This is a genomic window from Acetatifactor muris, assembly GCF_024623325.1.
In the GTDB taxonomy this organism is placed as follows: domain Bacteria; phylum Bacillota; class Clostridia; order Lachnospirales; family Lachnospiraceae; genus Acetatifactor; species Acetatifactor muris.
This window is the reverse complement of sequence record NZ_JANJZD010000013.1, coordinates 48223-75145: the sequence shown is the minus strand read 5'-3', so window position 1 is coordinate 75145 and position 26923 is coordinate 48223. Positions and strand designations below refer to the sequence as shown.

Here is a 26923-nt window from a genome sequence, read left to right as displayed (position 1 = left end):
CAGAAAATGGCTGCTGTGGCAGGTCACAGAGGAAATGTTGACAATACTTTGGAAAGGTATGAGATACTGTATGGGAAGATATAGAAAACGTATATGTGGAATATTGTTTGCGGCGGCTTTGCTCTGCGGAAGTATCATGCAGCCGGTGACTGCCGGGATGAGCGGAGAAATGGACGGAACAGAAGGGCTTTTTCCGGGTTATGTGCAGTCGGGAGATGTACAGGAGGACGAAGCCGCGCCGGAGAGCGGAGATGCACAGAAGGAAAATGCGGAGTCGGACGAAGAGCAGGTGAGCAGTACACAGCCGGGCCAGTTCCAGGAGAACGAAAACGTGTGGACGGACGAAGCCGCAGAAGAAGGTGATGTACAGCCGGGCGGCGTACAGGAAAACGGCACGCAGCCGGAAGGTGAGCAGACAGAGGGGATGCAGCCAGGAAATATGCAGACTGAAGGAAGTGGACCCACAGGCGGGAAGCTGGAGACAGTGTCGGAGGAGGGGAATGTAACGGCACAGAAGGAAAGTCTCGGACAGGATGGCCGCACAAGGGTTTCGACATTCATGGACGCGGAGACAGCGGAATGGGTGGAGGCTGCGGGAGAAGCTCTGACTGTACTTGCTGCAGAGAGGGAGATCATGGCGCTGGTGTATCTGAGCGACGAATATCCCGTGCGTACGTCTCCTGACTATGAGGGAGGCACGGCAGTTACGGTCCTCAGCGGACATACTGTGAATATTCTGGATGTCTATGTGGATGACAATATGGAGATCTGGTATTATGTGGGGCTGGAGTACAAAGGGCAGGAAATCCAGGGGTACGTTCCCCGGATGTATCTGGCCAGTTCGGATTCACGGTTCCTGGAATGGGAAGAGATGTATGGAATGAACTTCCAGGATTCCGCCTATGCCACAGATGGGGAAGAAAAGGCAGCTTATCCGGACATAGACCAGTTCCCGGAAAGCTATCGTCAGGCTTTGCTGGCGCTGAAGCAGAAGCACCCGAACTGGCGCTTTGTGAAAATGAACACGGGGCTGGACTGGGATAATTCCGTTTATCAGCAGCTTCAAAACGGCAAAAGCCTGATTGAATACACGCAGGAAGAGTGGGCAAAAGAGGGACTTTATGATGACGGACAATGGTATTATGCCTCCGAGGCGGCGCTGGAAGTGTATATGGATCCCAGAAACGGCCTCACAGAAAACGGCATTTTCCAGTTCGAGCAGCTGACTTATAATGAAGAATGTCATACACTGGAGGCAGTAACGGCATTTCTGCGCAATACCTTTATGACTGACAGCAAGCCGGCACCCGGCACCAATACTACTTACGCACAGCTTTTCTGGGATATTGGAAGGGAGGAAGGACGGAAGGTAAGTCCTTTCCATCTGGCAGCAAGAGTACTTCAGGAACAGGGAAAGGGAACTTCTCCTTTGATTTCGGGAACTTATAAAGGATATGAAGGATATTATAATTTCTTTAATATAAAGGCTTCCGGAACTACAAGCCAGCAAATTTATGAGAATGGTCTGAAGTATGCGAAGGAGCAGGGCTGGTATGGCGTGGAGAACGCGCTGCGGGGCGGGGCGGATTTTATTTCCGCCAACTATATCAAAAAGGGACAGGATACTCTGTATCTGCAGAAGTTTAATGTGAATCCCAATGGTACCTATGCGCCTTACACGCATCAGTATATGCAGAATATTATGGCACCCACTTCGGAAGCCTCCAGCATGAAAAGGCTTTATGAAAGTGCAAGTGCGGTGGACAGTACTTTTGTGTTCAAGATTCCGGTCTATGAGAATATGCCGGAGGCACCCTGCACAAAACCAAGCGCTTCCACCAATGTGGTGTTAAAATTGCCTTCGGGCTACAGTGATACTACCGTATGGCTGGATGGAGTGGCCTATCAGGGAGAACGGAGAGACAGCAGGCTGATTGTGGAAGCACCCGACGGAAAGGCAGGTACCGCGGTTGTATATCAGTATAATGCCTCCGGTGTGCCGGTGGGAATGGCGGTCTGGAGTCTGCGCTATAACGGGGTGGCCTATACGGCCACGGAGGAGCCGGGGCTGGCGGACCTGCTGACATATCACGGTTTTTCCATTCGTGTCACAGGGAAGACGGGAATACGGTTTAAAACAGGTATATCCGCAGAACTTCGCGGGAAACTGATTTCCGCAGGAGTAAACGGTTATAAACTGAAAGAATACGGCACTCTGGTAATGAATAATGCCAACAGGGCACAGTATCCCATGATCAGAGGCGGAGCAAAGGTGGCCGGCGGTATTTCCTATGGTATGGACAGCAGCGGAAACATGCAGGATGTGGTCTTCGAGACAGTGGACGGAAGATATCGATATACCTCTGTGCTGGTGGGCCTGCCGGTGGAGCAGTATAAGACGGAATACGCTTTCCGCGGCTATATTGTGCTGGAAAAGGACGGCGTGGAGACTACCCTTTACGGACCTGTGGTGGCCAGGAGCATTTATAATCTGGCACAGCAGCTGCTGAGCCAGGGGAGCTATCCTGCAGGTTCCGCAGCAGAAACATTCCTGAAGAAACTGGTGAGCGATGCGGATGCACTGTCAGGAGGGAACTGAGGGAAATTCTCAGACAGGAAGTTTCGCGGTATTTTCCGGGAATGCGGAAATCTGACGGAGAGTTGAAGCCGGCAGCAGAAAACGGAGGCAGTGATAACTGCCAGTATAAAAATGAAAGGAATGAGTATGATGGCTATAACGAAGCGAATATACGGCATGGCAGCGGGAATCCTCATGGCGGCAGCCCTCACAGGCTGCGGAGATGGAACCGATGAGGTGATGTCGGAGAGCAGTATCAGTGTGGTGGAAGCAGTCACAATCACCAATGAGCCGGTGAACGCGGAACCGGAATCTGCGGGATCAGAGCCTGCGGGAATGGAACTGCTGTATGGCAGCGGGCAGCTTACTGCTGAGGAAGAGGGAGAAGTGCAGGAAGCCATGAAGACGCTGTATCAGAATCTGGAGGTACCGGAATATGTGGGAGAAGGCATTCACATGGTAAGCAGCGCGGAATGGGAAGAAACCATGTCCCGCGGACTTTATGAAGGCAGTAGAAGTTACACGCTGCAGGAGGGAGAGCGTGTGCTCCTCTCCGTGCATGTGGGTTATGATATCCCGGGAAATTTTTATGCCAACATTTGCTATCAGGGGGAAGATGGCAGTCTGATTCTGCTGAAGCAGGCAGACGGTATCACTTGGATAATGCAGACAGGTGTATCGGAGGGAGAATATGACGGGGCATTTGAAATATGGCTGATTGACAGCAAAAACGGGTATATCGCAAAGGAAACCGGAACCTATTCAAAAGGTGTTATTACAGGTGAGTATACCAAATCCGAATATACCGGAGCGCCTGGGGAAGCCTTTGATTTGTGGACGAACAGAGAAGGATTTTCCTATGAGACGACAACTGTGAAATACGACGAGCAGGGAGAGATTGTTCCGACGCCGACTCCTGTGCCGACGGCGACGCCTACACCGAAGCCGACAAACAAACCTGCGGCAACGCCAAAGCCGGTGAAGACGCCGGTACCTACCCAGGCACCAACGCCGGAACCGCAGCCGGACCCTGAGCCAGAACCGGATCCCGAGCCGGAACCACAGCCAGATCCGCAGCCGACGCCGGAACCTCCCCAGGAGCCGACACCGCCTTCAGCCGGTGGAGATACGGATATTGAATGGTCTCCGGATCTGATGTAACCGGCAGAACGCAGAAGGACATTCGACGCCTTTATTCTGTTGGCTGCTGTGTCTGGGCCAGCGGCTGTGCGATACACGGGGCGGTATTGGCTGACTTGACTGTGATTTCATAATCCGCAAGCAGCCTTGTGATCCATTCCAGCGTATGAAGACTTTCTGGAGACAGATTTGCCGTCTCCAGAAAGATTCTTTCCCGGAGCTCCATATAAATATTACATTCCTGATAATTCAGCGGAGAAGCCGAATGAGCGGTTCTGCCCAGCAGATAATCTATCGTTACATCGTAATATTCTGCAAATCGGCACAGGGTATCCAGGTCCGGCTGATGAACTCCGTTTTCATAATTGGATATGGTGCCGATGGAGACTTTCAGGTGGGAAGCAAGTACTTTCTGTCCAATGTCTTTGATCTGACGCAGAGTGGCTAATCGTTCTGATAAATTCATGTTGTTTTCTCCTTTGTGAAATATATTTTTTAAAACAGAGCTATTACTATAGGGTTCGCGAAGCGAGTCCTATAATGGTATTATAATGGCAATGGCCGGTTATGCCAATTTTTTCTTGCGGAAAGCAGATGGGTGGTATATACTAGGAAAAGGATTTGGTTTAGGGAGGAGACTGCCGATGGTAGAAAAAAATACAAGTTTCCTGAAAATACCTGTAAACAGGATAATTGCTCTGATTCTGATGGATATAATGGCTGTTATGGTATCTTCCTTCGGAGCAATTTTTCTGCGGTTTGAATTCAGCTTCAAGGAAATTCCAAAAGAGTATTTGGAGAGATACGAGAAGTTTCTTCCGTATACGATTGTTCTGACGCTTTTTTTCTTTCTGATCTGGAAGCTTTATAAGAGTGTATGGCGGTATGCCAGTGCCACGGAGCTGATTAACATTGCGTTTGCCACCAGCTGTGCCGCACTGGGCCAGACGATTCTGTGCGTTATCATGGAATGGGTCATGCCCAGGAGTTACTATGTGCTCTATTGGTTCTTCCTGTTTGGACTGACCTGTGTCATCAGATTCAGCTATCGAATCATGCGTGTGCTGAATTCCCGGAGAAGCAGCATCCTGGGGAGAAAGCCCAGAATCAATGTGATGGTTATCGGAGCGGGCGCTGCGGCGAATATGATTCTGAAGGAGATTGAGGTCAGCCAGTACATCAACCTGCGGGTGAAATGCATTATTGACGATAATCCCGGATGCCACGGAAAGCTGCTTCGGGGGATTCCCATCGCAGGAGGGAGAGACAAGATTCTGGAGGCAGTATCGGAGTACGGAATTGATGAGATTATCTATGCCATTCCTTCTGCCAACAGGCAGACCAGGAAGGAAATCCTGGAAATCTGTAAGGAGACGGGCTGTAAGCTTCGGGCGATTCCGGGGACCTATCAGCTGATTAACGGAGAAGTATCTGTATCCAAACTGCAGGAGGTAGAGATTGAGGACCTGCTGGGCAGGGAGCCTGTGAAGACCAACATCGAGGAAATCATGGGTTACGTGAGCGGTAAGGTCGTGATGGTGACGGGCGGAGGCGGCTCTATCGGCAGTGAGCTGTGCAGGCAGATTGCAGGACATCATCCAAAGCAGCTGATTATAGTAGATATCTATGAGAACAATGCCTATGATATTCAGCAGGAGCTGGTGAGAAAGTACAGGGATCTGGATCTGAAGGTACTGATTGCATCTGTGCGGAATACCAACCGTATGGAGCAGATATTTGAGACCTATCGCCCGGATATTGTGTACCATGCGGCAGCACATAAACATGTGCCTCTGATGGAGGACAGCCCCAATGAGGCGGTGAAAAATAATGTGCTGGGAACATGGAAGGTGGTTCAGGCGGCAGACAAATGGAAAGTAAAACGTTTCGTGATGATTTCCACAGATAAGGCGGTGAATCCCACTAACATCATGGGAGCTACCAAACGAATCTGTGAGATGATTATACAGACATACAACAAGCATTCGGAGACGGAATTTGTGGCGGTGCGTTTCGGCAATGTGCTGGGCAGTAACGGGAGCGTAATCCCTCTGTTTAAGAAGCAGATTGCAGAAGGCGGTCCAGTGACAGTGACAGATCCCGGCATCATCCGTTACTTTATGACCATTCCCGAAGCAGTATCCCTGGTGCTGCAGGCGGGAGCCTATGCCAGAGGCGGAGAAATCTTCGTTCTGGATATGGGGGAGCCGGTGAAAATTCTGGATCTGGCCCAGAACCTGATCAAACTGTCCGGATATAAGGTGGGCGAAGATATCGAAATCAAATTTACAGGGCTCAGGCCCGGGGAAAAATTATATGAAGAAATGCTTATGGCGGAGGAGGGAATGAAGGATACCGCCAATAAGATGATTCATATTGGACAACCTATAGAGCTGAACGAAGAGAAGTTTATGGCGCAGCTGGAAGAGCTGAAGGAATATGTGGTCCGGGAGCCGTATGACATCCGTGAGTATGTGAAACAGATTGTACCGACTTATGTGCCGAAGGAAGGGTAGAAGAGGATTTTTGTTGTCTTTTTACACAAAAAACATGATTTTCATTCCGCTTTTTAACAGTATAATCATAAAAATATTGTGAAAATACACAAAAACTTTATGAAAAAAAGGAAATATTTGTATATATATTGATAATCTGGCAAAAATGCTATATAATAAAACGGCAATAGAAAGGACAATTGTCAAATACACAGTAGAAAACAAAGTTTGTTAACTTTGCTACGAGGTTGGCTATGATTAAATGAAAATCAGGACAGGTAGAGAAAGGTAAAGGATGAGCAGGAGATTTCTGCTTGTCCTTTACTTGATTATTCTTAACAGGTAAAGAACTATAAAAACAGAGGGGATAAAATGGAAGATGCTGGCGAACTTTGATAAATGGATTTTAACGAAGTTTTCTTATGAAGTCAAAAATACAGCCGGAAACAAGCACAAATGGTCTTATAAATCGGATCTGGTGTTTTTGTATATATATACAGGGTGTTCATTATATAATGCCGTGATGATGCTGTTTCCGAATGCGGCGCTGGCAAACAGTCCAGGGGCTTCTCCTTCTTTACTTGTGGTAATTTTGAATATAATTGTCCTTGTCCGGTTGAATATCAGCATATATATAAAGAAAAAGGAAAGTATAAATGCTACAGTAAATACTCTGCTGAATAAAGGAGTCATTAAAAAAATAGATATTAAGGCCTGGCAGTCAAGGCTGGGGATTATATATATTGGTTATGCAATAGATATAGTAATTTCAGTATATTACTTTTTTTATGGGCAGGCTGTTTCGGAATCTTTAGCAGTTATTGGTATTATTGCAATTATGGAAACCTTTATTAACAGTTTTCTCGATAATTTAGTTGCCAGATATGAAGCAATTCCGGAAGTTTTTATGAAAATATAAGGAGATATAGATTATGAATGAAAAGTTATTAATGGTGTCGGTATTTCTGTTTTTCTCTGCTTTGCTGCTTGCAAACGGTTTAATTTCCATTAAGCAAAAACGCTTTCTGAAAAGTGAGTTGGAAAATCATAATCGAGAAGTGATTTTTTCAGACATCCCTTCCGGTATCGGTGAGGAATGCTACAAAACAAAGGACTTTTTTAAAATGCATAATACAGGTAAAGCACCATGTGAATGTATGGGAGAAATTGAGTATATTAAATATAGTAAAAGAGAAGACTATTGGATGAAGAGGAAGAGATAAAATGACACCATTAATTAATGAGATGTGGGATATTGTCAAAATCGGTGCAGAAACAATGTGTGCAGAGGATTCGAATATTCTGTTTGAAGAATCTAAAAAGCAGGCATTTGAAGCTTCATGTAGAAAAATATATGACGATCTTCTGGAATATATGGAAGATAAAGAAAAACCGCTGGATCGGCATAAGATGACTGCCATTTTTATGATATCAGTTATCAGGGCCGAAGTCCTGGAAGGGGCAAGGGAAGATGTGGTTTTTGTGGGAAATTATGTGTTGGCTGCAGAAGTGGGATTCTCCTATTTGCGAAAAGCGCTCAATGAAAAGTTAGGAGAAAAGCTTAAGGATAAGATGAAGCCGATAAAAGAATTCTATTTTCCGCAGGCGAATTCCTGCCCAACAGATTATTTCAGGATTTTCTATCGAAATCTGTATTTTGCTAATACAAATCCGGAGTGGAACCTGAATCCCCTTGACATTGCTGAACGACTGTTTCTGCTTGAGTATTTGACCTTGGAGCATAATGGGATTCAGCCGAATGTATTAAAAGAGTACGAATAATATTTTTTTCTTGCGCAATTCGGAAAGGTGGTATATACTACTATAGGAATTATTTTATATTCATATAGTCATAAAGATGATTACTTTTGGGAGCGTCCTTGAAGCGTGGGCACCTGGACCTTCGGAGTATGACATATTTGGTGTACTGTGTCTCCGCAGATATTCCTGAAATGCGGAGATATGGTATTCGTCACTGCGGCTGGAGATTTTTTGTTCTGTGGGCGGAGATGGCGAAGCTTACCCATTTTCGGTATCGGACAGGCATTGGATTGTCCGGTGGCGAAGGTATGGCTGTTGCAAATAACCGATACAGGATATAGACAGGCTGGGAGGAGAAAGACCGAATATGAATACAGATTTTCGGGAGTGCGGAAATCTGTGCCCGCGGACACGGGAGAAAAACAATGTACTATGTAATTCAGGTTGCACCGGGAACGGAGCAGAAAACGGAAACGTTAATTAAAGAGAGGGTGGAAACAGAGCTGTATGATCGCTGTTTCCACCCTCTGCGTCATGTCCGGAAGAAATTCCGGGGAGAGTGGCGGGACTTACACGAAAAGTTGATGCCGGGATATGTATTCATTACCAGCGACACCATTGCCGATCTGTATCCGGAATTGCGGCGGGTACCGGCATTGACGAAACTTTTGGGCAGAAGTGAAGGAGAAGTATTCATACCTCTGGCCCCGAAGGAAGCAGACTGGCTGGAAAGAATCACAGAGGGCGGTACGGAGGCAGAGATATCCCAGGTGGCAGTGGCAGAAGGGGATACGGTGACGATCCTGTCTGGACCATTGAGGGATATGGAAGGGAAGATCAGGAAGATTCATCTCCACAGACGGATTGCGGAGGTGGAGGTGGATTTCATGAACCGGAAGACGGTTATTCATCTGGGGATTGAGTTGGTGGGGAGGGAAGAGGCGTAGAGAATATGAAGCAGAGATTATTGCTGTGTGAATAAGTGGAGCTTTAAATGAAAAGTTTATTAATTATCGGAGCTGGTGGATATGGACAACATATCAAAGAAATAGCTGAATTGTGTGGATATAGCAAAATTGAATTTCTTGATGACAACAGCCCCTGTGCCATCGGGAAGATTGATGAATGGAATATTTTGCAGGATATGTATAATGGATGCATAATTGCTATTGGCAATCCTGAAACCAGAAAAGCTATAACAGAGAAGATTAATCACCTACATACACTGATTCATCCGGATGCCACTATCAGTAGATCTGCTATAATTGGCGATGGATGCGTAATAGAGGCATATGCTGCCATAAACAGCAATGTAAAGATCATGAAGTCCTCTTATATTTGCGCAGGAGCTATTGTCAATCATGATGCGGTTGTGAATTCATATTGCCAGGTTGATTGCAACGCTGTTGTTGCATCAGGGACGATAGTTCCAGAAAAAACAAAAGTACAGAGTTGTACTGTATGGACTGATAAATAGTGAAGGTTGGACAATTAGTATGTCATATGTGGGTCGAGAGCTTTCTATGGTAGTTGTAACTGCTGGCATTGCAGTTAGTTTTGTTCTGGGAATGCTGGCTGTTGTGGCTGTAATAAAAAAAGGGGATTCTGTATATGAAAATGACACGGAACAGAAAAATCCTATGGAAAATAAAAAGGTTATTTTTGTTGAAAATGACCAAGATGAAGAAAATGCAGATGGTGTTTGCGGACACTTAGAAGCAGTTGATGATACGGAATATAAACCAGGATTGTATGATAAGTGTATCAAGCGGGTAATTGATATAGTAGTCTCATTTTTTGGCCTGATTGTTCTATCACCAGTTTATTTGGGAATTGCGATTGCTATTAAGATTGATGATCCTGGTCCTGTGTTTTTTACTCAGAAAAGAATAGGAAGAAATAAACAGTACTTTAAGCTGCATAAATTTCGTTCCATGAAGATGTCCACACCTCATGATATCCCAACTCATATGCTGGACAATCCAGAGCAGTATATTACGAAAGTAGGCCGATTCGCACGATGTCACAGTATTGATGAGCTGCCACAAGTATGGGATATATTCATAGGGAATATGAGTATTATAGGTCCGCGTCCAGCCCTCTGGAATCAGGACATTTTAATAGCAGAAAGAGAAAAATGGGGAGCTAATGATATTAAGCCGGGTCTTACCGGATGGGCGCAGATTAATGGGAGAGATGAGCTGGAAATTCCTGTAAAAGCACGGCTTGATGGAGAGTATAGTGAAAAATTAAAAAATGGTGGGTTTAAGGCCCTGTTATTTGATTGTAGATGCTTCTTTGGAAGCATCTTTTCTGTTGCACGCGGAGCGGGGGTCATTGAGGGCGGAACTGGTGAGATGAAGAAACATGTGGGTAAGATGGAATGAAAAATGTACTCATTACCGGGGCTAATTCATATATAGGGGAAGCGATAAAAAAATATCTTCTTATGTTTCCAGAACAATATTCTGTAAACATTAAAGACACTTTGGGATGGGAACCAAGAGTTGAAAATTTTATATCATATGATGTTGTTTTTAATGTGGCCGGAATAGCACATATCAAAGAAACAGAACAAAACCGTCATTTATATTTTGCTATTAACCGAGACTTGGCTGTCAACATTGCCAAGGCTGCAAAAAAAGCAGGGGTAAAGCAATTTATACTCTTATCTTCCATGTCTGTGTACGGATTAACAGTTGGTCATATTAAGAAAGACACGCCAGTCAATCCAGTGAATGCCTATGGTAAATCAAAAGCAGAAGCAGATGAACAAATAGAAAAACTTCAGGATGAGAATTTTGGATTTGCCTGTCTAAGACCACCACTGGTATATGGAAAAGGGTGCAAAGGTAATTACCAGAGTCTGAGATCTTTTGCCTTGAAGTCTCCTATATTTCCAGACTACAGAAATCAGCGTTCTATGATTTACATTGGCAATCTGTGTGAATTTGTAAAAAAATGTATAGATTTTGAAAAACGGGGGGTATTCTTTCCGCAGAATGACAAGTATGTAAACTCCAGCGAGATGGTGAAACATATAGCACGAGAGCATAACAGACCCATAAAACTAACAAAAGCATTCAATTGGGCAGTGAGTATTGCGCCTGTGAATATTGTGAAAAAGGTATTCGGAGATCTGACTTACGAGCAAGTGGACACAGTAGATATTTACGATTTTGAAACGAGCATAAAATTAACTGAGGAATAATTTTGTGGACAAGATGAGAATATTAGCAACATGTCAATACGGATGGCCTGAGCCATACCCTTCTTTATATCCTATGGAAGAAATGGCAAAACGTGGCCATCATGTTCATGCAATAACAGGAACACCGAACTATCCAATGGGCGACATATACAAGGGATATGAACATAATAAAATAAAGGACGAAGACCATAATGGAGTACATATTACACATGTACCAGTCGTATCAAGAAAACATGATTCTATCCATAGACTTTTGAATTACCATAGCTACCCTATATCAGCGAAGAACAAAATAAAAAAATTAGATGGTAGCTATGATGTTGTTTTTGCTAATCAGTCATCTCCGGTCATGATGGTCGAGCCGGCTATCGCATATGCAAAGAAATGGAACAAGAGAGTCGTTATGTATTGTATGGATTTGTGGCCGGCAAGTCTGTGTATTGGTGGAGTAAAAAAGGAGTCTGCAATTTACAAGTTTTATTATGGAATATCAAAAAAGATTTATCAAAATGTAGACATGATTCTTGTGACATCGAAATTATTCAAAGAGTATTTCGTTTCAGAGTTCGGGATACATGAGAAAAAAATAGACTATTTACCACAATATGCTTTGTCTGAGTTTGATAACATACCCAAGCCAAAAGAGAAAGACACAACAGATTTTGTGTTTGCCGGAAATATTGGATCAGCGCAGAACCTGGGTGTAGTCTTAAAAGCGGCAAAAATTATTGAAAATAAGAAGACATATGACAAGGGAAAGAAAATACTTTTTCATATTATAGGCGATGGACAGGAACTTGATAATCTTCAGAGTTGTGCGAGGAAATATAAGATAAATAATATTATCTTTCATGGAAGAAAATTACCAAGAGAGATGCCTAAGTATTATGCATTAGCAGATGCAATGATAGTAACATTAACAAACGATTCTCTAATTTCATTAACATTACCTGCTAAAGTGCAGAGTTATATGGCGGCAGGCAAACCAATTGTTGCATGTGCAAATGGAGAAATACCCAATGTAATAAAAGAAAGTGGCTGTGGCCTCTGTGCAAGAGGCAACGATGAAAAAGATTTCGTTGAAAAAATAGAAGAATTTCTAAAATCGGAAAATAGAGATGAATTTGGGATGAATGCCAAGGTATATTATAATGCCAATTTCTCTGTTGAAACGGTTATGGATAAATTAGAAACTATACTCTTTGAGAATTGTAGATAGAAAGGTATTGAATGGAGAAAGAAGTAAATGATCAAAAGTAAATATAATAGACCATATAAGATTTGTAAATGTTGCGTAATGGATACCAGCGACGAGGATATTATTTTTGATTCCAATGGCGTATGTATGCGTTGTAACGAGTACAAAGAGCGCATTTTACCGGAATGGAATCATGGAAAAGGACATGAAAAAGAACTTGACATACTGATTAAACAGGTTAAGGAAAGTGGAAAAGGGAAAAAGTATGATTGCATTTTAGGCTTATCTGGCGGTCTGGACAGCTCATATATGCTTCATCTGGCAGTTAAGGAGTGGGGACTGAGACCGTATGTTTTCCATATTGATGCTGGCTGGAATCTTCCTGTGGCAGAAGAAAATATCAGGAGACTTACAGATAAGCTTGAGGTTGAATTGCACATCGAAAAGATGGACTGGGAAGAAATGCGGGAATTACAGTTAGCATGGTTTCGTACAGGACTTGAATCTTTAGATGTACCTCAAGATCACGCATTTATAGCACTGATTGATAAACTATCAAGAAAGCTTGGTATTAAATATATCTTGAATGGATATAACATTGCTACAGAAGCTGTAGCTGATCCGGCGTCTTGGGGAAGAGGGGGAGGACCCACTGGCGATGGGACTTATTTAAAGGATGTAATCAAGAAACATTGTAAGAAGCCAATTAAGCATTATGAATTTACAACAGGTTTTAAGCACAAATTTTGGATTCCGTATGTATTAGGAGTCAAAACATTGAAGCCATTAAATCTGGTTCCCTTTACAAAGAAGGAAATGACAGAGACATTATGTCAGGAATATGGATATATTCCATATGGACAAAAGCACTTCGAGGATCTGATCACAAAGTTCCTTGAAGGATATTGGGTGCCGACCAGGTTTGGTCATGATATCCGTAGAGTATGGCTGTCTACATTAGTAATCACAGAACAGATGACCAGGGATGAAGCGCTTAAAATTCTGGATCAGCCGCCGCTGAGTGAAGAAGAAAGCAGAGAATTGTTTTGTGAGGTGGCAAAACGTTTAGAGATTACTGAAGAGGAGCTGTGGTCATATCATGAGTTGCCGGAATGCGTGGAGAAATTCAAAAGTCAAGAGAAGCTTTATGACTTTGGAATTAAGATATATGAGAAATTGGGGATTGAGAAGAGGATTAGGCGTTGAAGAATTCCTATTTGTTGAAGATTTTTGAATATTCTAACATAATCAAGAAGAATATAACAGAACGATCGGAAAAATCAAGAAAAGAAGATAGTGAGGAAGTTGACTTTTAGTGGTAGCCAGTAATAGCGTTTGCACTCCCACTTTTTAGGTGTGTAAGTAATAGTGGTCCATTGGGGTTATTCGATTGAGTTATGAAAAGAATTCTTATTAAAAAATGTGATTATGAAAATATAAGTAAGATAGTTGAAAACGATAAAGCAGTTGGCAGAGCGAAAAACGGGACGAAGGTCTGTTGGTACTCTCTTTTTATCTGTCTTTTTAATAAGTACCATAAAGCAGATTCCTCAGAATTGTTTGTTGTCAGCGGTAAGGCGGAAATGAGGCGCAAAGGTCATGAAGACATTCTTACACTACAATACGCATTAACATCAAGGAGTATATTTGATTATCACAAGATGTTGACACATGTATCATATATTGGGTATTTTTCGAGAATAAAGCTTATAATCATGGCATGTAGGCTAAAGAAAAATAAAGAGATCCCTTTTGGATATTTTTTGGATTATATTCTTTGGAGAGAATTTTTTTCTATATATAAGGCTGATCAAATTTGGGGATATGGACATTATGATCGACTGACGACACAGATTGCTCTTCTGTCAGTGCAATTTGGGAAAAAATATTGCATGAGGCAACATGGGCTGTTAAGTAATAACATGAAGTTACCTCATAAAATACCTGTGAATAGAATTATAGCTTTTGATGAAAATGAAGTTGAGAAATTTAAAAATCAGATAATATTGAACTCAAATTGTGAATATCAAACTGAATATGTCAGTTCTGTAGATTTTCAATATACTGAAAAAAGTGGTAAGCGAATTGGAATTATTGATACCCCGATTGAGGAGATGACCGAGCTCATTCGACTGGTAGAAAAGTATTGCTTTAATGCAGAATATATTGTAATGCTCCATCCTTTATCTAAAATTAGAAAGAATTTTCTAAACAGGGAAAGGATGAAGCTTGTGGAGGGAAAAAAGAAGGAAATGAATTTTGATGTTATTTTTTCCGGACCAAGTACCTTGGCATATGATTATATTAGAGCAGGATATGATAATCCAATTATTGTATATGAATTAAAAGATTTTAAGGTGTTATCTGATTTGCAGGAAACACATGAGAATGTAAAAGTATGTTATACATTGAGTGAATTTGAAAAAAATTGCCAGCAAATTGTGAGTAGTATTAATATAACATAAGCTCTGTCCTCAAGCTTGTATATATCGTTCATCAGCGTCAGAAGAAATTATAAAGGTTTGCTTATATGGTATTTTATCAGTTTTTATGATTTATCGTTTGCAGAAAATATCCGCAGGATGAGAGACAAGAAAACAAAAATAGAGGTAGGGTATTGCCGGATGCATATTTCTAGTTCAAAACTTTTTACAATAGTAATTTTGATCTGTATAAATGTTATTAATTTTTTAGGGGCAGAATTAAGTAGATTTAATCCTATCGTATTAAATTTACTTCAGATAGAATTATTTATTATATATATATTTGTTTTATATGTATCAATAAAAAGATATGGTGTATATAGTATAAAAACAGGTTTTTTGCTTACTTTGACACTGTTTTCATTAAATGCAGTATTTTTTACAGTATTTGGGCTAACAGATTTTGGAGATACTGCGCTGGGAATTCAGTACTTTACGTGGGAAACAAAAACGAAAATGGTGATAATAGAGTATTATATCCTGTTTTTATCTGTTTTTTATTCCATTGCCCTGTCAGACAAAGTAGAAACAAAAGAGAATAAACCTTTATTGGAATTGTATCCAAATGACAAAGCCATTTTATTATGGGCGAGAAGGGCCTTTTATTTTACCTACTCGTTTGCAATTCTGTATAGTATCAAGTATGCATTAGCTGTTTTAAATATTGGATATGTTGCTTCATTTCAAAATGGTGTTACAATGACAGGGCCTGTTAATTTCGTATTAAAGGTGTTGTACAATATTTTTATATTGTCATTTTATCTAATATGTTCATCAGAAGAAGACGGGAAAAAATTTGACAAATGTGGTCTATTGTATATAAGCTGTATGGCAATTCATTTTATGCAGGGATCCCGCGCTGCTGCAATTATACCGATACTTTTTGTCCTGATATTTAGATATGAAGTATATAGGAAAAAGTTTAATACGGTTGCGATTGGAATATTTGCAGTATTGTTAATTATTGCTATGCAGGCGATGACCTTTATAAGGGTAGGCACAACATTTGACTATGGAGGATTGCCAGATACAATATTTAATTTTTTGAAAACAACTGCCAGCAGTTTAAATATTGCCGGTTATTATTATCAATATCGTGATTTGCTGAATATAAATAATCTGCCGTATGCATTGGAACCAATTGTGAGGGTAGTATCTATTGTTTTGTTTCCGGATATAATGGCGAAGGGGCAAAATCTTGAAATGGTTAAGATGAGGGCGAGTCTGAATCATCAGATTACTTATTCATTATCTGAAGAATATTATTTGTCCGGTGCCGGTGTGGGTAGTAACTTTATCGCGGAAATGTCTGAGTTTTATTTTCCCGGGGTTTTAATTGGATCAATCATATTTTCATTATGGATTGTGTTTGTTTCGAAGAAGATAAGAACAAGCCGATTTATACGGTATTTTTCTGCTCTATTTATTAACCAGATACTATTTGCACCCAGAGCCGAGATGCTATTTGATTCTTATACCTTTGTAAAATGGGCTTTTTTTTATGTTGCTGCAGTGTGGCTGCTTACAGGGAAAATTCATTTAAAGAGGGGTATACACGGAGTCATGGAAGGCGGAAAACTTGACAATGCAGTAGGAGGTACTTATGGTTAGGGCAGCAGTGTTGTGTTATGCGGAATTAAATGGATTGAATGGATTATCATATTATGTCAAGAAGTTTAAAGATAATCAAGATTACTTTTATACGAAGGGAATACAGCTAAATATCTGCATTAGAGGAATGAATGAAAATCATGCGGATGAAAAGGAAGCCTTACAAAGTGAACTCAGGTATGTTAATAGCACAAAATATAAATTGAAGCAGAAAGTAATAAAGGTACTTAAGAAGCTTCAATTAGGAAATAGAATTATTCTTAAAAAAAGTGGTTTAATGCCTGCAAAAGAAGTTGTGGATGTTTATGATAAAGAGATAACTTCTGCGGATGTAGTTATTATAAATGATACAAATACTGCTTATTACGTGTTAAAAGACGGACTAAATAAAAAAATAATCTATGTAATGCATAATAGTGGTGAATTATACGGACAGCTTTTTGCACAGTATCCGGGTATGCAAAAGGGGAAGGTATATCAATTTCTGAAAGAACTGGAGGCGAAAATATATAAAAAATCCACGGCTTTAGTATTTGTATCTGAAACGGCAAAAAAAAAGTTTGCGCGGGAACATGAGGATTATGCCTCTAAATGTATTTATATACCGGTAGGTAGGGAAGATATCGAATGCAAATACAGACACAGCTATGATTATATTCACATTGTAACTACGGGTACGGTATGCAGGAGAAAAAACCAGATGGCCTTATTAAAGGCTATTCGGGAAATAAATGATCCGACAATAAAATTAACTGTTGTCGGAGGTGGTCCGGAACTTGATCATTGCAAGGAGTATGTTATGGCACATAATCTTCAGAATGTGGAAATTGCAGGTTTTGCAAATGATGTTGTAGAATATTTAGACCGAGCTAACTTATTTGTTTCTCCTTCGTTAGATGAAGGGGTTCCGGCTACAGGCGTTGAGGCATTACGCAATGGACTGCCAATTATCATTAGCGATGTGGGCGGATGCAGAGAACTTATAAGAAATAATGGGGTACTGATCACTCCGGATAACCAGGAGCAACTGGAAAAAGCCATATTGAGAGTATGTAGAGATAAAAGAGTATTGGAAAAAATGAGCATGGAATCCAGAAAGCTTTATGAGGAAAGATACTCTTTAACAAGCATGTTTGAAAAATATATTTCATTGATAAATGAAATAATGAAAGATAAGTCATTGTGAATTTAGGTGGATTAAGATGATTATTACAAGAGCACCATTTAGAGTAAGCTTTTGTGGGGGAGGCAGCGATCTCCCTTCTTTTTATGAAAAATACGGCGGATGTGTACTTAGTACAACAATACGCAAATACATGTACCTTACATTGCACAATTATTTTTACAAAGATCAAATTGTGTTGAAATACTCTCAGACAGAAATTGTAAAATCATATGGCGATATTCAGCATAAGTATTTTCGGGAATGTCTAAGATCTATGGATATTACCGGCGTTGAAATCAGTTCTGCGGCAGATATACCTGCAGGAACAGGTCTGGGGTCTTCCAGTTCTTTTACAGTCGCTCTTTTACAACTATTGCATACATATAAGGGAGAATTTATCAGCAAATATAAACTGGCAAAAGATGCATGCGACTTGGAAATTAATAAGCTGAATGAACCTATAGGGAAACAGGATCAGTTTGCCGCTGCATTCGGTGGTTTGAATTATTATGAGTTTCTTTCTAATGGTTTTGTCAAAGTTGAACCAATTATCATGCAAGCCAGCAGTTACAAAAGACTGGAAGAAAGACTTCTGATGTTCTATTTGGGAGGTACACATTCCGCATCAAACATTTTAAAAGAGCAATCGGAGAATATGAAAAACATTGACAAGGCAAAAATACAGCGGCAGATGTGTGAGATTACAAGGATATTAAGGGATGAACTGCAAAAAAATAATGTAGAAGCAATGGGCGAGTTGCTCAGAGAAAATTGGGAATTAAAGAAATCGCTGGCGAAAGGCGTTTCGAACACATTGATTGATGGCGTCTATGAAAGAGCAATGAAAGCCGGAGCGACGGGCGGAAAACTTTTAGGCGCCGGTGGTCAGGGGTTTATGTTGTTTTATGTGCCAGAAGACAGGCAGGAGGCTGTAGAGAAAAGCCTTGCGGACTTTCGTAAAATGAATTTTGAAATGGATAATTCCGGTGCATCGATTATTCACGTGGATAGGGACGATTTCTGAAAGGTGAGGACATTTTATGAAAATAAAACAGCTTATTCCCAAATTCTTAAGAGAAGAGATTAGGATGAGAAGACTGAGGAACCGGTTTCCTCATTGCATGATAGACTCTATTAATGTGTCCTTCGATGCAATATTGGAAGCTCGCGTCAACATAGGGCAAAATAGTGTGGTTGAGGCTGGTGTCAAAGTTGGAAGGTATAGTTATGTTGGTTCCTGTACGCATATCATTTCTGCGGAGATAGGGGCGTTTTGTTCCATTGGAAACTTTTGCTCAATAGGAACATGGGAACATCCGCTTTGTTTCTTGACGACGTCGCCAAGGATTTTTAGGGAGATAATAGACGAAGCACATTTATATCATGATAAGCCCAAGCCTGTAACCATCGGAAATGATGTATGGATTGGAAACGGGAGTTATATTAGGGGGGGTAAAAGTTGGAAATGGGGCGGTAATTGGAGCGTGCACCGTGGTGACGCATGATGTGCCTGATTTTGCGATTGTTGTGGGCAACCCGGGCAGAATTTTGCGATATCGGTTTGAAAATGCATCCGTTGATGTTATTAATAAAATGACTTGGTGGAATTGGGAGGACGAAAAAATATTTGCATCCAAAGATATTTTTTGTCAAAAATGGGATGAACTTAGCGGGGAGGATATGAATTAATGGCAGTTTTAGTTGCAGGAGGGGCAGGATTTATAGGAAGTCACCTAGTGGACAGATTACTTGCTGAGGGTGAGGACGTGGTTGTGGCAGATAAGTTGTGTTTTGGCGACAGGAATATAAGGCATCTGTTGGATGACAGTGAACTGGGAAGGAAGGGGCGTTTTCGGTTTTATATGCTGGAGCTTGCAGATCAGGAATGCGTGGACAAAGTGTTTGCGGAGAATAAGATTGATACGGTTTATCATTTGGCAGCAAACTCTGATATTCGAAAGGGCGGTGAGGAACCGGCAGTTGACTGGAGTAACACGCTCAAGACCACAAGGACAATTTTGGAAGGGATGAGAAAGGTAAATGTCAGGAATTTATTTTTTGCTTCAACATCGGCCGTATATGGTGAGCGATTTGATGAAAGACTGAGTGAGACAACCGGCGGATTACAACCCATATCCTATTACGGAGGAGCAAAGCTTGCATCAGAAGCGTTGATATCTTCTTACACGTATATGTGTAATCTTCATTCGGTTGTTTTTCGATTTCCGAATGTCATTGGCCCGCGCCTGACACACGGAGTTATTTTTGATTTTATGAATAAGTTGAAACAATCCCCTCATAAACTTAAGATTCTTGGGAACGGTACCCAATGCAAGCCTTATATATATGTGTCTGATCTCATTGATGCCATAGCACACCTCACAAAGGAATGGAAGTCGGGGCAGGATGTCTTTAATATCAGTGTGAACAGTGCGGGTACTACTGTGACGAGAATTGCGGAGATCGTGGTGGGGGAAATGGGGCTGGATGGAGTGCAATTTGAATATACCGGCGGTGATTGCGGTTGGAAGGGAGATGTTCCCAGATTTGAATATGACATATCCAAAATCCTTGCTACAGGTTGGAAGCCAAGGCATACCTCGGATGAAGCAGTAAGGCAGACTGTAACTGATATGATAGCGGCGAAAATGTAAAATGGAAGTTTATGAGGGGGAATAGTAAATGGATTACACAAGTGGAATCAAGGCATACCTGGAGGAAGAAAAGCGGGTTATCGACAATTTGAATATTGATCATATTAATATGGTGATGAATATCTTTGAAAATGCGCGGCTGCAGGGGCAGCGCATTTTTATCTGCGGAAATGGCGGCAGTGCTTCTACAGCATCTCATTTTACGGCGGATTTTAACAAAGGCGTCAGCGAAAAGCTGGACAAGCGGTATGATTTTGAATGTCTTTCAGATAACATTCCCACAATGATGGCTATTGCCAATGACGTTTCATATGAAGAAGTTTTTCGCGAACTTCTGAAAAATAAGCTACACGAGGGTGATGTAGTGATTGGCATCTCCGGTTCTGGAAACTCTAAAAATGTGGTGAATGCTATTTCTTATGCAAAAGAGCATGGCGCTAAGACCGTAGTGTTTGTGGGATATGATGGGGGAAAACTGATAGGTATTGCGGATCACCATGTTCACATAAACGTGGATAATATGCAGATTACAGAAGATATTCATATGATTCTGGACCACCTGATGATGTATACGCTGACTCATAGGGAATGAGAAGGGAACATACCTTATGAACCAAAAGAGCTTGATTAAGAACTCAATCATATTGTTTATAAAAAATGTTGCTGCAATAGTGGCTCCAATGGTCATGTATAAATATGCTGCAATAAAGCTTGGTGTTGCAAATGTCGGCGCTGTTGAATTTGTTAAATCTCTAAACAGCTATTTTTTATTAATTGCAATGATGGGAATCAGTACTTTTGCAATTAGAGAATGTTCGAAAGTTAGAAACAATCAAAAAGATATAGTACATATAGCGTCTCAACTCTATGCGATCAGCATAGTGACAACTTTTTTTTCTTATGTAATATTTGTTTTTTTGGCAACGTTTGTTGAATTCTTTCATCCATATAAGAGACTAATATACATCTATTCTATAAGCATTCTTCTAACTACCTATGGATTAGAATGGATTTACAATATTTATGAAGACTTTGCAACAATTGCATTAAGCACAGTTATTTGCGAATTTATTGCAGTAATAGGGGTAATACTGTGTGTGCGATCGGTCCAGGATATTGCAGCATATACTTTTTTCCTGATGATTGCGGCAAATGGCTACGATATATACACTCACTTTCATGCACGAAAGCATGTAAGGCTTACCCCTCGTTTATCCAGAGAAAGCGTTCAATATTTTAAGCCAATAGCAATTATATTTTTTACAAATGTTGCGTCAGCAATATATACTAATGCCGATATTACTATGGTAGGCTGGTTGCGTGATGATTCGGAGGTGGGGATATATAGTGCTGCGGTAAAAATTTACAATGTAATTCATGTCATGGTGTCAGTAGGAATTATTGTAGTTATACCTAGATTGACACAATATTTACATAGCTATTTCTGTAAAGAAAAAGGGGCTTATTATGTATTACTGAATAAAGTAGTTAAGGCATTTTATATTTTTGTTATATTTTGCTCGTCTATCTGTGTTTTGTATGGAAATGACATGATACTCTTTGTTTCAGGAGAGGAATTTACAAATGCGTTCAGACCGTTAATTGTATTGGCGGTTACTTTGTTATTTGCCACAGGCAATATGATAATGAGTTCTGCAATATTGATTCCGATGGATAGGGAAAAAGTTACTTTGACAGCAACGGTAACAGGTGCGTCATTGAATTTGATATTGAATTTAGTCTTTATACCTAAGTGGGGGTGCTTTGGAGCAGCAATCACAACACTGGTATCGGAGTTTATGGTTTTTGTTATCACCGTATACAGTAGTCGGGATGTTTTAAGAAACATGAGAATATCCTTAATGAGAGATATTATGCCGCTGACAATCGGATTACTATCAAATGGTACTGTTTATTTCATTGTTAAATTTATACATTGGAGTTCAAGGTATAAATTCTTTTTTGCAGCCATTATTTCCGCATTGCTTTATTATATTACACATTTTGTTTTTAGAAATGAAATAGTAAAAGAAGTAAATCGTTTTCTTTGGGGAAATATAAAATCAAAAAGCAAAAAGAGTTAATGGCGTAGGTACGTTGGCTGTCATGAAATTCTTCAGATTTTGAAAGTATTATTAAATGAAGAGACATGAAATGTAGAGATTCAGAAACAATTTGTTGATTTTAATATGTAAGAAGAGGGCGAAGAAGTAATGTATAAAAACAAAATTTTGCCTTTAATCCTGCCAAAGGGGAAGCAAGGGAAAAAATATTATTGACTTGTGTATAGATGAAATGGCTGATTTGATTATCGCTAAGAATCATTTAAAGAATCAGAATATCTGAAACTATTCATAAAACAGTTCAGGGCAGTAATGCAGAAATGTATTGGGGCATAAATTAATTTAAGGAGCAGGGCAAGACAGTGAAAGTAGTTATAATGGCAGGAGGCAAAGGAACGCGCATTACTTCTGTAACAAAGAAATTTGCTGTGCAATATCCAGAACTATATAATGAAGCACCTGATATACCCAAACCACTTTTACCGATAGATGGAATACCAGTGCTGGAAAGGGAAATATGTTCCCTTCGCGAACAGGGATTTGATAAGATAATTATTACGGTTGGATACCTTTCATCGATTATTATGGACTACTTTGGCGATGGGACTTGTGTCTCACGTGCTACAGGAAAACCATTTGGAGTATCTATTTCCTACTTTAATGAGGCAATTCCGCTCGGAAATGCAGGAGCACTTTATAAAATATATGATGACCTAAAGGATGGTGCTGATGAAGACTTTTTGCTTCTAACTGCGGATTCTGTATTTGATGTAAATATTAGGCGCTTTGTGGAATATCATAAGAAGAAAGGGGGGTGGGCAACACTTTTTACCCATCCCAATTCTCATCCTTTTGACAGTTCGGTAGTTGTTGCTGATATGGATTGCCGGGTAATAGAATGGCTTGCCAAAGAGGATAAAAGACCAGTATACTTTAAAAACAGGATTAATGCAGGATTGCATATATTGAATAGAAAAGTGCTGGACATAGCGGTGAAGAATGGCACAATAGTTCCTGAATTGATTGGGACAAGTAACTCGCAGGGGAGCGTTGTGAAAGTTGACTTGGATCGTCAGCTACTCAAGCCATTGTGTGGGGATAAAAACAGTGGAGCAATATTTTGTTATGATTCACCTGAGTATGTTAAAGATATGGGAACGCCAGAACGGTTTGAGCAAGTATTATGTGACTTCAAAGTAGGAATGATAAAAAGGAAGAATCTTCAGTACAAACAAAGAGCCTTTTTTTTAGACAGAGATGGAACAATAAACAAGTATAAAGGTCTTATAAGAAGTGTAGACCAGATTGAGCTAATAGATGGGGTGGCTGAGGCGGTAAAAAGAATTAATGCTTCGGGGAGCCTGTGTATTATCATCACAAACCAACCAGTGGTTGCAAGAGGAGAAGTATCAGATAAATTATTGGGTGAAATTCATGATAAGCTGGAAACAGAGCTGGGCAGAGCGGGAGCATATATTGATGCTCTTTATTATTGTCCGCATCATCCGGATAGAGGATTTACAGGTGAAATTTCTTCTCTTAAAATAAACTGTAATTGTCGAAAACCTAAGATAGGACTGGTGGTTAAAGCGGCAAAAGATTATAATATTGACTTGACCTCTAGCTGGTTTATTGGCGATAGCAGGAATGATGTACTATGTGGTAAAAATGCAGGAACAAAAACGGTACTGCTGATTGGAAGTGACACAGATAGCAATCAACATGATGGCAATAAAGAAAATGGTCAGTTTGGACAAGATTTAACCTGCAACTCACTCATAGAAGCGGTAGAGCAGATTTTATAGCAATCGATAATGAGATTGGATGTTTGAAAAATGCAGGATGCTATATTATGTCATACTCAGGCAAGGGAGGTAATCAATGAGCAGTACGATAATACAACCCTTGAGTATAATCAGTTCAGAGATGCAATGATAACATATACCTAAGGGAGATTGGATGTAATAGATCAATTATATTCAATAGATGAAATGCCATCTTTCATAAGCGTTGCTGATGCTCTTGAAAATATACGGCAGAGTAAGAAAGTTAGACAATGTATGCCAGAAAAGCATTTAGCCTGCGTTATAAAATAGACTTTTTGATAATACGAGAGGTTTAGAATATGTCGAAACTGGTAAATGGCGAGACGGCAATTGATACTAAAACACCTCTTGAGTGAGGAATTAAGTGGTTAGTTTGGTGACTAAGTATGGACAAATTTAATATGCTAGTGGGTAGCAGTTTGATTGCAACTTCTGAAGCAATGCAAAAAATTGATCATAATGCGAAAGGTATCTTATTTCTGACAGATGAGCGAGGAGTGCTTGCTGGCTGTGTGACAGACGGCGACATAAGGCGCTTTCTCTTGGCCGGAGGGAAAATGTCTGACAACATTATGCAGGCGGCTAATTGTAAGCCTAAATTTGCATATACGCAATCAGAAGCAAAATTGATGTACCATGAACAGAATTATATTGCAATTCCTGTTATAGATGAACAGGGGCGGATGATAGATGTCTATACCCGAGATAAACAAAAAAGCAGAGAGAGGGCAGCATTAGATATTCCGGTAGTAATCAATGCAGGAGGAAAGGGAACCAGACTGGATCCATTCACCCGGGTACTGCCCAAACCGTTGATCCCTGTGGGTGACCTGCCGATTATAGAACACATCATGAAGGAATACCAATCCTATAACTGCAATGAATTTCACATTATTGTAAATTATAAAAGAGATCTGATGAAGGCCTACTTTGCAGACAATGAAAATCATTATAATATTACTTGGTATGATGAGGCAGAGCCGTTGGGTACAGGCGGTGGGTTAAGTCTCCTGCGGGGAAGATTCAGGGATACATTCTTTTTTGCCAACTGTGATGCTCTTCTGACAGCTAACTACGAGAGTATGCTGAGGTTTCATAAGGAAAACAGGAATACCATCACCATGATCTGTGCATACAAAAATATCGACATTCCGTACGGTGTTGTGGAAATGGGCATAAATGGGACAATTAAGGACATGAGGGAGAAGCCGCTCATGTCTTTTTTGACGAATACTGGTATCTATATTGTCGAACCAGAAGTAATCGAAGATATGGAAGATAATGTACCAATCGGTTTTCCTGACATAGTGGAAAGGGAGAGGCAGAAGGGAAAGCGGGTTGCGGCTTTCCCGGTCAGTGAGAAAGACTGGATGGATATGGGGCAACTGCCGGAACTTGAAAAGATGCGGATCAAACTATGTGGAGAATAGTAAATGGAAGATATTGTTCTGATCGGCGGCGGAGGGCACGCGCTAAGCGTAGCAGATGCCATTGTAAACGGTGTGAACTATAAAATTATGGGATATACCGATGTATCTGACACCCATATTCCTCTTCGTTATCTGGGGACGGATGATATACTGAAAAGTTTATTTGAAAGAGGAGTTATGAATGCTGCTATTACCGTGGGTTATCTGGGGAAAAGCAACATAAGGGATAGATTATATTATATGGTAAAACAAACAGGAATTCGACTGCCTGAAATCATCGATCCCAGTGCAGTCATTTCAGCCACAGCGGATATAGGCGAGGGGGTTTTTATTGGTAAGAATGCGGTTGTCAATGCAGGGACAAAAATCGGCAAGATGTGCATTATCAACACAGGGGCAATTATTGAACATAATAACCGGATTGGAGAGTACAGCCATATTGCAGTAGGAGCTGTGCTTTGTGGGGATGTCCATGTGGGAGAGCATACCTTCATTGGAGCAAACGCAACAATTATACAGGGAGTTCAGATCGGGATGAATGTAATCATAGGTGCAGGAAGTATTGTGATTGGAAATGTGCCGGATAACGGCCGGGTTATCGGCGTGGGGTAATATGTAGCCGCCATTTGAAGAAGGCAGCTTTTACAATAAATAAAGATTGTGAGGCTGCATGATGAAGAAGGATATTGTTATTGTAGGTGCAAGTGGGTTTGCGCAGGAAATAAAGTGGCTTATCGACCGGATTAATTCCGCAACACCCTGTTGGAATTTTCTTGGCTACATAAATAATTGTGCCAGTGACGGTAATGTTATTGGAAATGATGACTATTTATGCAATTATTCCAAGGAATTGTATGTTGTCATTGCCATAGCAGATACGGCGTTACGTTGCAGGTTGGCAGCACTATTTCACAAAAACGGATTGCTGAAATTTCCCAATTTGATAGATCCCAGCGTAATAATGTCTGAAGCTATTTTGACTGGAGAGGGAAATATTATATGTGCAGGATCTGTATTAACAGTTGGAATAGAGATTGGTAATTTTTGTATCATTAATCTTGATTGTACCGTAGGCCATGGAGCTGTTGTTGAAGATTTTGTAACTGTGAATCCCAGCGTCAGTATTTCAGGCAATGCCCGACTTTCTAAAGGAGTCAGTATGGGGACAGGAAGCCAGATCCTTCAAGGCAGATGTGTTGGTGAGAATACGGTCATAGGAACTGGTTCGGTAGTTTTAAGGGATATACCAAACGACTGTACAGCCGTGGGTGTGCCGACAAAAGTCATAAAGGACAGGAGAAAGTAACA

General features: G+C 40.7%; 27 protein-coding genes. 26 read left to right on the top strand and 1 reads right to left on the bottom strand.

Going from position 1 to position 26923, the window contains the following annotated elements:
* Positions 1-70: 70 nt before the first annotated feature.
* Both NSB25_RS13865 and NSB25_RS13860 read left to right on the top strand, forming a co-directional pair.
* Positions 71-2599 carry a hypothetical protein gene (locus NSB25_RS13865; protein WP_146040065.1) on the top strand — a complete coding sequence of 843 codons (2529 nt, stop codon included), beginning with the start codon at positions 71-73 and terminating at the stop codon, positions 2597-2599.
* A gap of 126 nt (positions 2600-2725) precedes the next feature.
* On the top strand, positions 2726-3739 hold the full coding sequence (locus NSB25_RS13860; RefSeq protein WP_103240238.1) for a hypothetical protein: 1014 nt from the start codon (positions 2726-2728) through the stop codon (positions 3737-3739).
* Between the two features lie 31 nt (positions 3740-3770).
* On the opposite strand, the gene NSB25_RS13855 is transcribed toward NSB25_RS13860, so the two are convergent.
* Positions 3771-4184: a helix-turn-helix domain-containing protein gene (locus NSB25_RS13855; RefSeq protein ID WP_103240237.1), complete on the bottom strand. Its 414-nt coding sequence runs from the start codon at positions 4182-4184 to the stop codon at positions 3771-3773.
* A 178-nt stretch (positions 4185-4362) separates the two neighbouring features.
* Here NSB25_RS13855 and NSB25_RS13850 point away from each other — a divergent pair, with 178 nt between their 5' ends.
* From NSB25_RS13850 to NSB25_RS13735, 24 genes are all read left to right on the top strand, one after another.
* A complete protein-coding gene (locus tag NSB25_RS13850) occupies positions 4363-6234 on the top strand; it encodes a polysaccharide biosynthesis protein (RefSeq protein ID WP_103240236.1) in 1872 nt (623 codons plus the stop codon).
* Positions 6235-6592: 358 nt separating this feature from the next.
* Positions 6593-7132 (top strand): hypothetical protein, encoded by a 540-nt coding sequence (locus NSB25_RS13845; protein ID WP_103240235.1) that lies wholly within the window; start codon positions 6593-6595, stop codon positions 7130-7132.
* 13 nt (positions 7133-7145) lie between these two features.
* On the top strand, positions 7146-7436 hold the full coding sequence (locus tag NSB25_RS13840) for a hypothetical protein (protein ID WP_103240234.1): 291 nt from the start codon (positions 7146-7148) through the stop codon (positions 7434-7436).
* A 1-nt stretch (position 7437) separates the two neighbouring features.
* Complete coding sequence (locus tag NSB25_RS13835; RefSeq protein WP_103240233.1) at positions 7438-7995, top strand: hypothetical protein; 558 nt, start codon at positions 7438-7440, stop codon at positions 7993-7995.
* A 128-nt stretch (positions 7996-8123) separates the two neighbouring features.
* Positions 8124-8315, top strand: a complete 192-nt coding sequence (locus NSB25_RS13830) for a hypothetical protein (protein ID WP_146040064.1) — start codon at positions 8124-8126, stop codon at positions 8313-8315.
* An 84-nt stretch (positions 8316-8399) separates the two neighbouring features.
* A complete protein-coding gene (gene loaP / locus NSB25_RS13825) occupies positions 8400-8921 on the top strand; it encodes an antiterminator LoaP (protein ID WP_103240231.1) in 522 nt (173 codons plus the stop codon).
* Between the two features lie 47 nt (positions 8922-8968).
* Entirely contained in the window at positions 8969-9451 is a 483-nt protein-coding gene (locus NSB25_RS13820) for a PglD-related sugar-binding protein (protein WP_103240230.1), read from the top strand.
* A 46-nt stretch (positions 9452-9497) separates the two neighbouring features.
* Positions 9498-10361, top strand: a complete 864-nt coding sequence (locus NSB25_RS13815) for a sugar transferase (RefSeq protein WP_242982450.1) — start codon at positions 9498-9500, stop codon at positions 10359-10361.
* Positions 10358-11185, top strand: coding sequence for an NAD-dependent epimerase/dehydratase family protein (locus NSB25_RS13810; protein WP_103240229.1), 828 nt, complete (start codon positions 10358-10360; stop codon positions 11183-11185). The genes NSB25_RS13815 and NSB25_RS13810 overlap by 4 nt, the downstream gene beginning before the upstream one ends.
* 13 nt (positions 11186-11198) lie before the next feature.
* Positions 11199-12404, top strand: coding sequence for a glycosyltransferase family 4 protein (locus NSB25_RS13805; protein WP_242982454.1), 1206 nt, complete (start codon positions 11199-11201; stop codon positions 12402-12404).
* Between the two features lie 27 nt (positions 12405-12431).
* On the top strand, positions 12432-13589 hold the full coding sequence (locus tag NSB25_RS13800) for an N-acetyl sugar amidotransferase (RefSeq protein ID WP_103240227.1): 1158 nt from the start codon (positions 12432-12434) through the stop codon (positions 13587-13589).
* A 191-nt stretch (positions 13590-13780) separates the two neighbouring features.
* Positions 13781-14848 (top strand): hypothetical protein, encoded by a 1068-nt coding sequence (locus NSB25_RS13795; protein WP_103240226.1) that lies wholly within the window; start codon positions 13781-13783, stop codon positions 14846-14848.
* A gap of 117 nt (positions 14849-14965) precedes the next feature.
* Positions 14966-16477 carry an O-antigen polysaccharide polymerase Wzy gene (wzy, locus tag NSB25_RS13790; protein WP_103240225.1) on the top strand — a complete coding sequence of 504 codons (1512 nt, stop codon included), beginning with the start codon at positions 14966-14968 and terminating at the stop codon, positions 16475-16477.
* Positions 16470-17663, top strand: a complete 1194-nt coding sequence (locus NSB25_RS13785) for a glycosyltransferase family 4 protein (RefSeq protein ID WP_103240224.1) — start codon at positions 16470-16472, stop codon at positions 17661-17663. Before wzy ends, NSB25_RS13785 begins: the two co-directional genes overlap by 8 nt.
* A 16-nt stretch (positions 17664-17679) precedes the next feature.
* Entirely contained in the window at positions 17680-18666 is a 987-nt protein-coding gene (locus NSB25_RS13780) for a GHMP family kinase ATP-binding protein (protein WP_103240223.1), read from the top strand.
* A gap of 16 nt (positions 18667-18682) precedes the next feature.
* Complete coding sequence (locus NSB25_RS13775) at positions 18683-19147, top strand: LbetaH domain-containing protein (protein WP_103240222.1); 465 nt, start codon at positions 18683-18685, stop codon at positions 19145-19147.
* Complete coding sequence (locus tag NSB25_RS13770; RefSeq protein ID WP_146040063.1) at positions 19134-19331, top strand: LbetaH domain-containing protein; 198 nt, start codon at positions 19134-19136, stop codon at positions 19329-19331. The genes NSB25_RS13775 and NSB25_RS13770 overlap by 14 nt, the downstream gene beginning before the upstream one ends.
* Positions 19331-20296 carry an NAD-dependent epimerase/dehydratase family protein gene (locus NSB25_RS13765; RefSeq protein ID WP_103240220.1) on the top strand — a complete coding sequence of 322 codons (966 nt, stop codon included), beginning with the start codon at positions 19331-19333 and terminating at the stop codon, positions 20294-20296. The genes NSB25_RS13770 and NSB25_RS13765 overlap by 1 nt, the downstream gene beginning before the upstream one ends.
* A gap of 28 nt (positions 20297-20324) precedes the next feature.
* Entirely contained in the window at positions 20325-20888 is a 564-nt protein-coding gene (locus NSB25_RS13760) for an SIS domain-containing protein (RefSeq protein WP_103240219.1), read from the top strand.
* A 16-nt stretch (positions 20889-20904) separates the two neighbouring features.
* Positions 20905-22380 carry a flippase gene (locus NSB25_RS13755; RefSeq protein ID WP_103240218.1) on the top strand — a complete coding sequence of 492 codons (1476 nt, stop codon included), beginning with the start codon at positions 20905-20907 and terminating at the stop codon, positions 22378-22380.
* Between the two features lie 341 nt (positions 22381-22721).
* Positions 22722-24164, top strand: a complete 1443-nt coding sequence (locus NSB25_RS13750; RefSeq protein WP_103240217.1) for an HAD-IIIA family hydrolase — start codon at positions 22722-22724, stop codon at positions 24162-24164.
* Positions 24165-24742: 578 nt separating this feature from the next.
* Positions 24743-25615: a sugar phosphate nucleotidyltransferase gene (locus NSB25_RS13745; RefSeq protein ID WP_330406129.1), complete on the top strand. Its 873-nt coding sequence runs from the start codon at positions 24743-24745 to the stop codon at positions 25613-25615.
* Positions 25616-25618: 3 nt separating this feature from the next.
* The gene (locus tag NSB25_RS13740) at positions 25619-26227 is read left to right on the top strand and encodes an acetyltransferase (RefSeq protein WP_103240216.1); all 609 of its coding nucleotides are present in this window, start codon (positions 25619-25621) and stop codon (positions 26225-26227) included.
* A 58-nt stretch (positions 26228-26285) separates the two neighbouring features.
* Entirely contained in the window at positions 26286-26921 is a 636-nt protein-coding gene (locus NSB25_RS13735) for a NeuD/PglB/VioB family sugar acetyltransferase (protein WP_103240215.1), read from the top strand.
* The last annotated feature ends 2 nt before the right edge of the window (positions 26922-26923 follow it).

Excerpts from the sequence above, each read along its gene's own strand:
- NSB25_RS13740 (WP_103240216.1), top strand. The coding sequence starts at position 25,619 with ATGGAAGATATTGTTCTGATCGGCGGCGGAGGGCACGCGCTAAGCGTA.
- NSB25_RS13850 (WP_103240236.1), top strand. The coding sequence starts at position 4,363 with ATGGTAGAAAAAAATACAAGTTTCCTGAAAATACCTGTAAACAGGATA.
- NSB25_RS13760 (WP_103240219.1), top strand. The coding sequence starts at position 20,325 with ATGGATTACACAAGTGGAATCAAGGCATACCTGGAGGAAGAAAAGCGG.
- NSB25_RS13810 (WP_103240229.1), top strand. The coding sequence starts at position 10,358 with ATGAAAAATGTACTCATTACCGGGGCTAATTCATATATAGGGGAAGCG.
- NSB25_RS13855 (WP_103240237.1), bottom strand. The coding sequence starts at position 4,184 with ATGAATTTATCAGAACGATTAGCCACTCTGCGTCAGATCAAAGACATT.
- NSB25_RS13745 (WP_330406129.1), top strand. The coding sequence starts at position 24,743 with ATGTCTGACAACATTATGCAGGCGGCTAATTGTAAGCCTAAATTTGCA.
- NSB25_RS13830 (WP_146040064.1), top strand. The coding sequence starts at position 8,124 with ATGACATATTTGGTGTACTGTGTCTCCGCAGATATTCCTGAAATGCGG.
- NSB25_RS13815 (WP_242982450.1), top strand. The coding sequence starts at position 9,498 with ATGGTAGTTGTAACTGCTGGCATTGCAGTTAGTTTTGTTCTGGGAATG.
- NSB25_RS13765 (WP_103240220.1), top strand. The coding sequence starts at position 19,331 with ATGGCAGTTTTAGTTGCAGGAGGGGCAGGATTTATAGGAAGTCACCTA.
- NSB25_RS13755 (WP_103240218.1), top strand. The coding sequence starts at position 20,905 with ATGAACCAAAAGAGCTTGATTAAGAACTCAATCATATTGTTTATAAAA.
- NSB25_RS13735 (WP_103240215.1), top strand. The coding sequence starts at position 26,286 with ATGATGAAGAAGGATATTGTTATTGTAGGTGCAAGTGGGTTTGCGCAG.
- NSB25_RS13805 (WP_242982454.1), top strand. The coding sequence starts at position 11,199 with ATGAGAATATTAGCAACATGTCAATACGGATGGCCTGAGCCATACCCT.
- NSB25_RS13775 (WP_103240222.1), top strand. The coding sequence starts at position 18,683 with ATGAAAATAAAACAGCTTATTCCCAAATTCTTAAGAGAAGAGATTAGG.
- NSB25_RS13780 (WP_103240223.1), top strand. The coding sequence starts at position 17,680 with ATGATTATTACAAGAGCACCATTTAGAGTAAGCTTTTGTGGGGGAGGC.
- NSB25_RS13785 (WP_103240224.1), top strand. The coding sequence starts at position 16,470 with ATGGTTAGGGCAGCAGTGTTGTGTTATGCGGAATTAAATGGATTGAAT.
- wzy (WP_103240225.1), top strand. The coding sequence starts at position 14,966 with ATGAGAGACAAGAAAACAAAAATAGAGGTAGGGTATTGCCGGATGCAT.
- NSB25_RS13840 (WP_103240234.1), top strand. The coding sequence starts at position 7,146 with ATGAATGAAAAGTTATTAATGGTGTCGGTATTTCTGTTTTTCTCTGCT.
- loaP (WP_103240231.1), top strand. The coding sequence starts at position 8,400 with ATGTACTATGTAATTCAGGTTGCACCGGGAACGGAGCAGAAAACGGAA.
- NSB25_RS13845 (WP_103240235.1), top strand. The coding sequence starts at position 6,593 with ATGCTGGCGAACTTTGATAAATGGATTTTAACGAAGTTTTCTTATGAA.
- NSB25_RS13865 (WP_146040065.1), top strand. The coding sequence starts at position 71 with ATGGGAAGATATAGAAAACGTATATGTGGAATATTGTTTGCGGCGGCT.
- NSB25_RS13800 (WP_103240227.1), top strand. The coding sequence starts at position 12,432 with ATGATCAAAAGTAAATATAATAGACCATATAAGATTTGTAAATGTTGC.
- NSB25_RS13795 (WP_103240226.1), top strand. The coding sequence starts at position 13,781 with ATGAAAAGAATTCTTATTAAAAAATGTGATTATGAAAATATAAGTAAG.
- NSB25_RS13860 (WP_103240238.1), top strand. The coding sequence starts at position 2,726 with ATGATGGCTATAACGAAGCGAATATACGGCATGGCAGCGGGAATCCTC.
- NSB25_RS13835 (WP_103240233.1), top strand. The coding sequence starts at position 7,438 with ATGACACCATTAATTAATGAGATGTGGGATATTGTCAAAATCGGTGCA.
- NSB25_RS13820 (WP_103240230.1), top strand. The coding sequence starts at position 8,969 with ATGAAAAGTTTATTAATTATCGGAGCTGGTGGATATGGACAACATATC.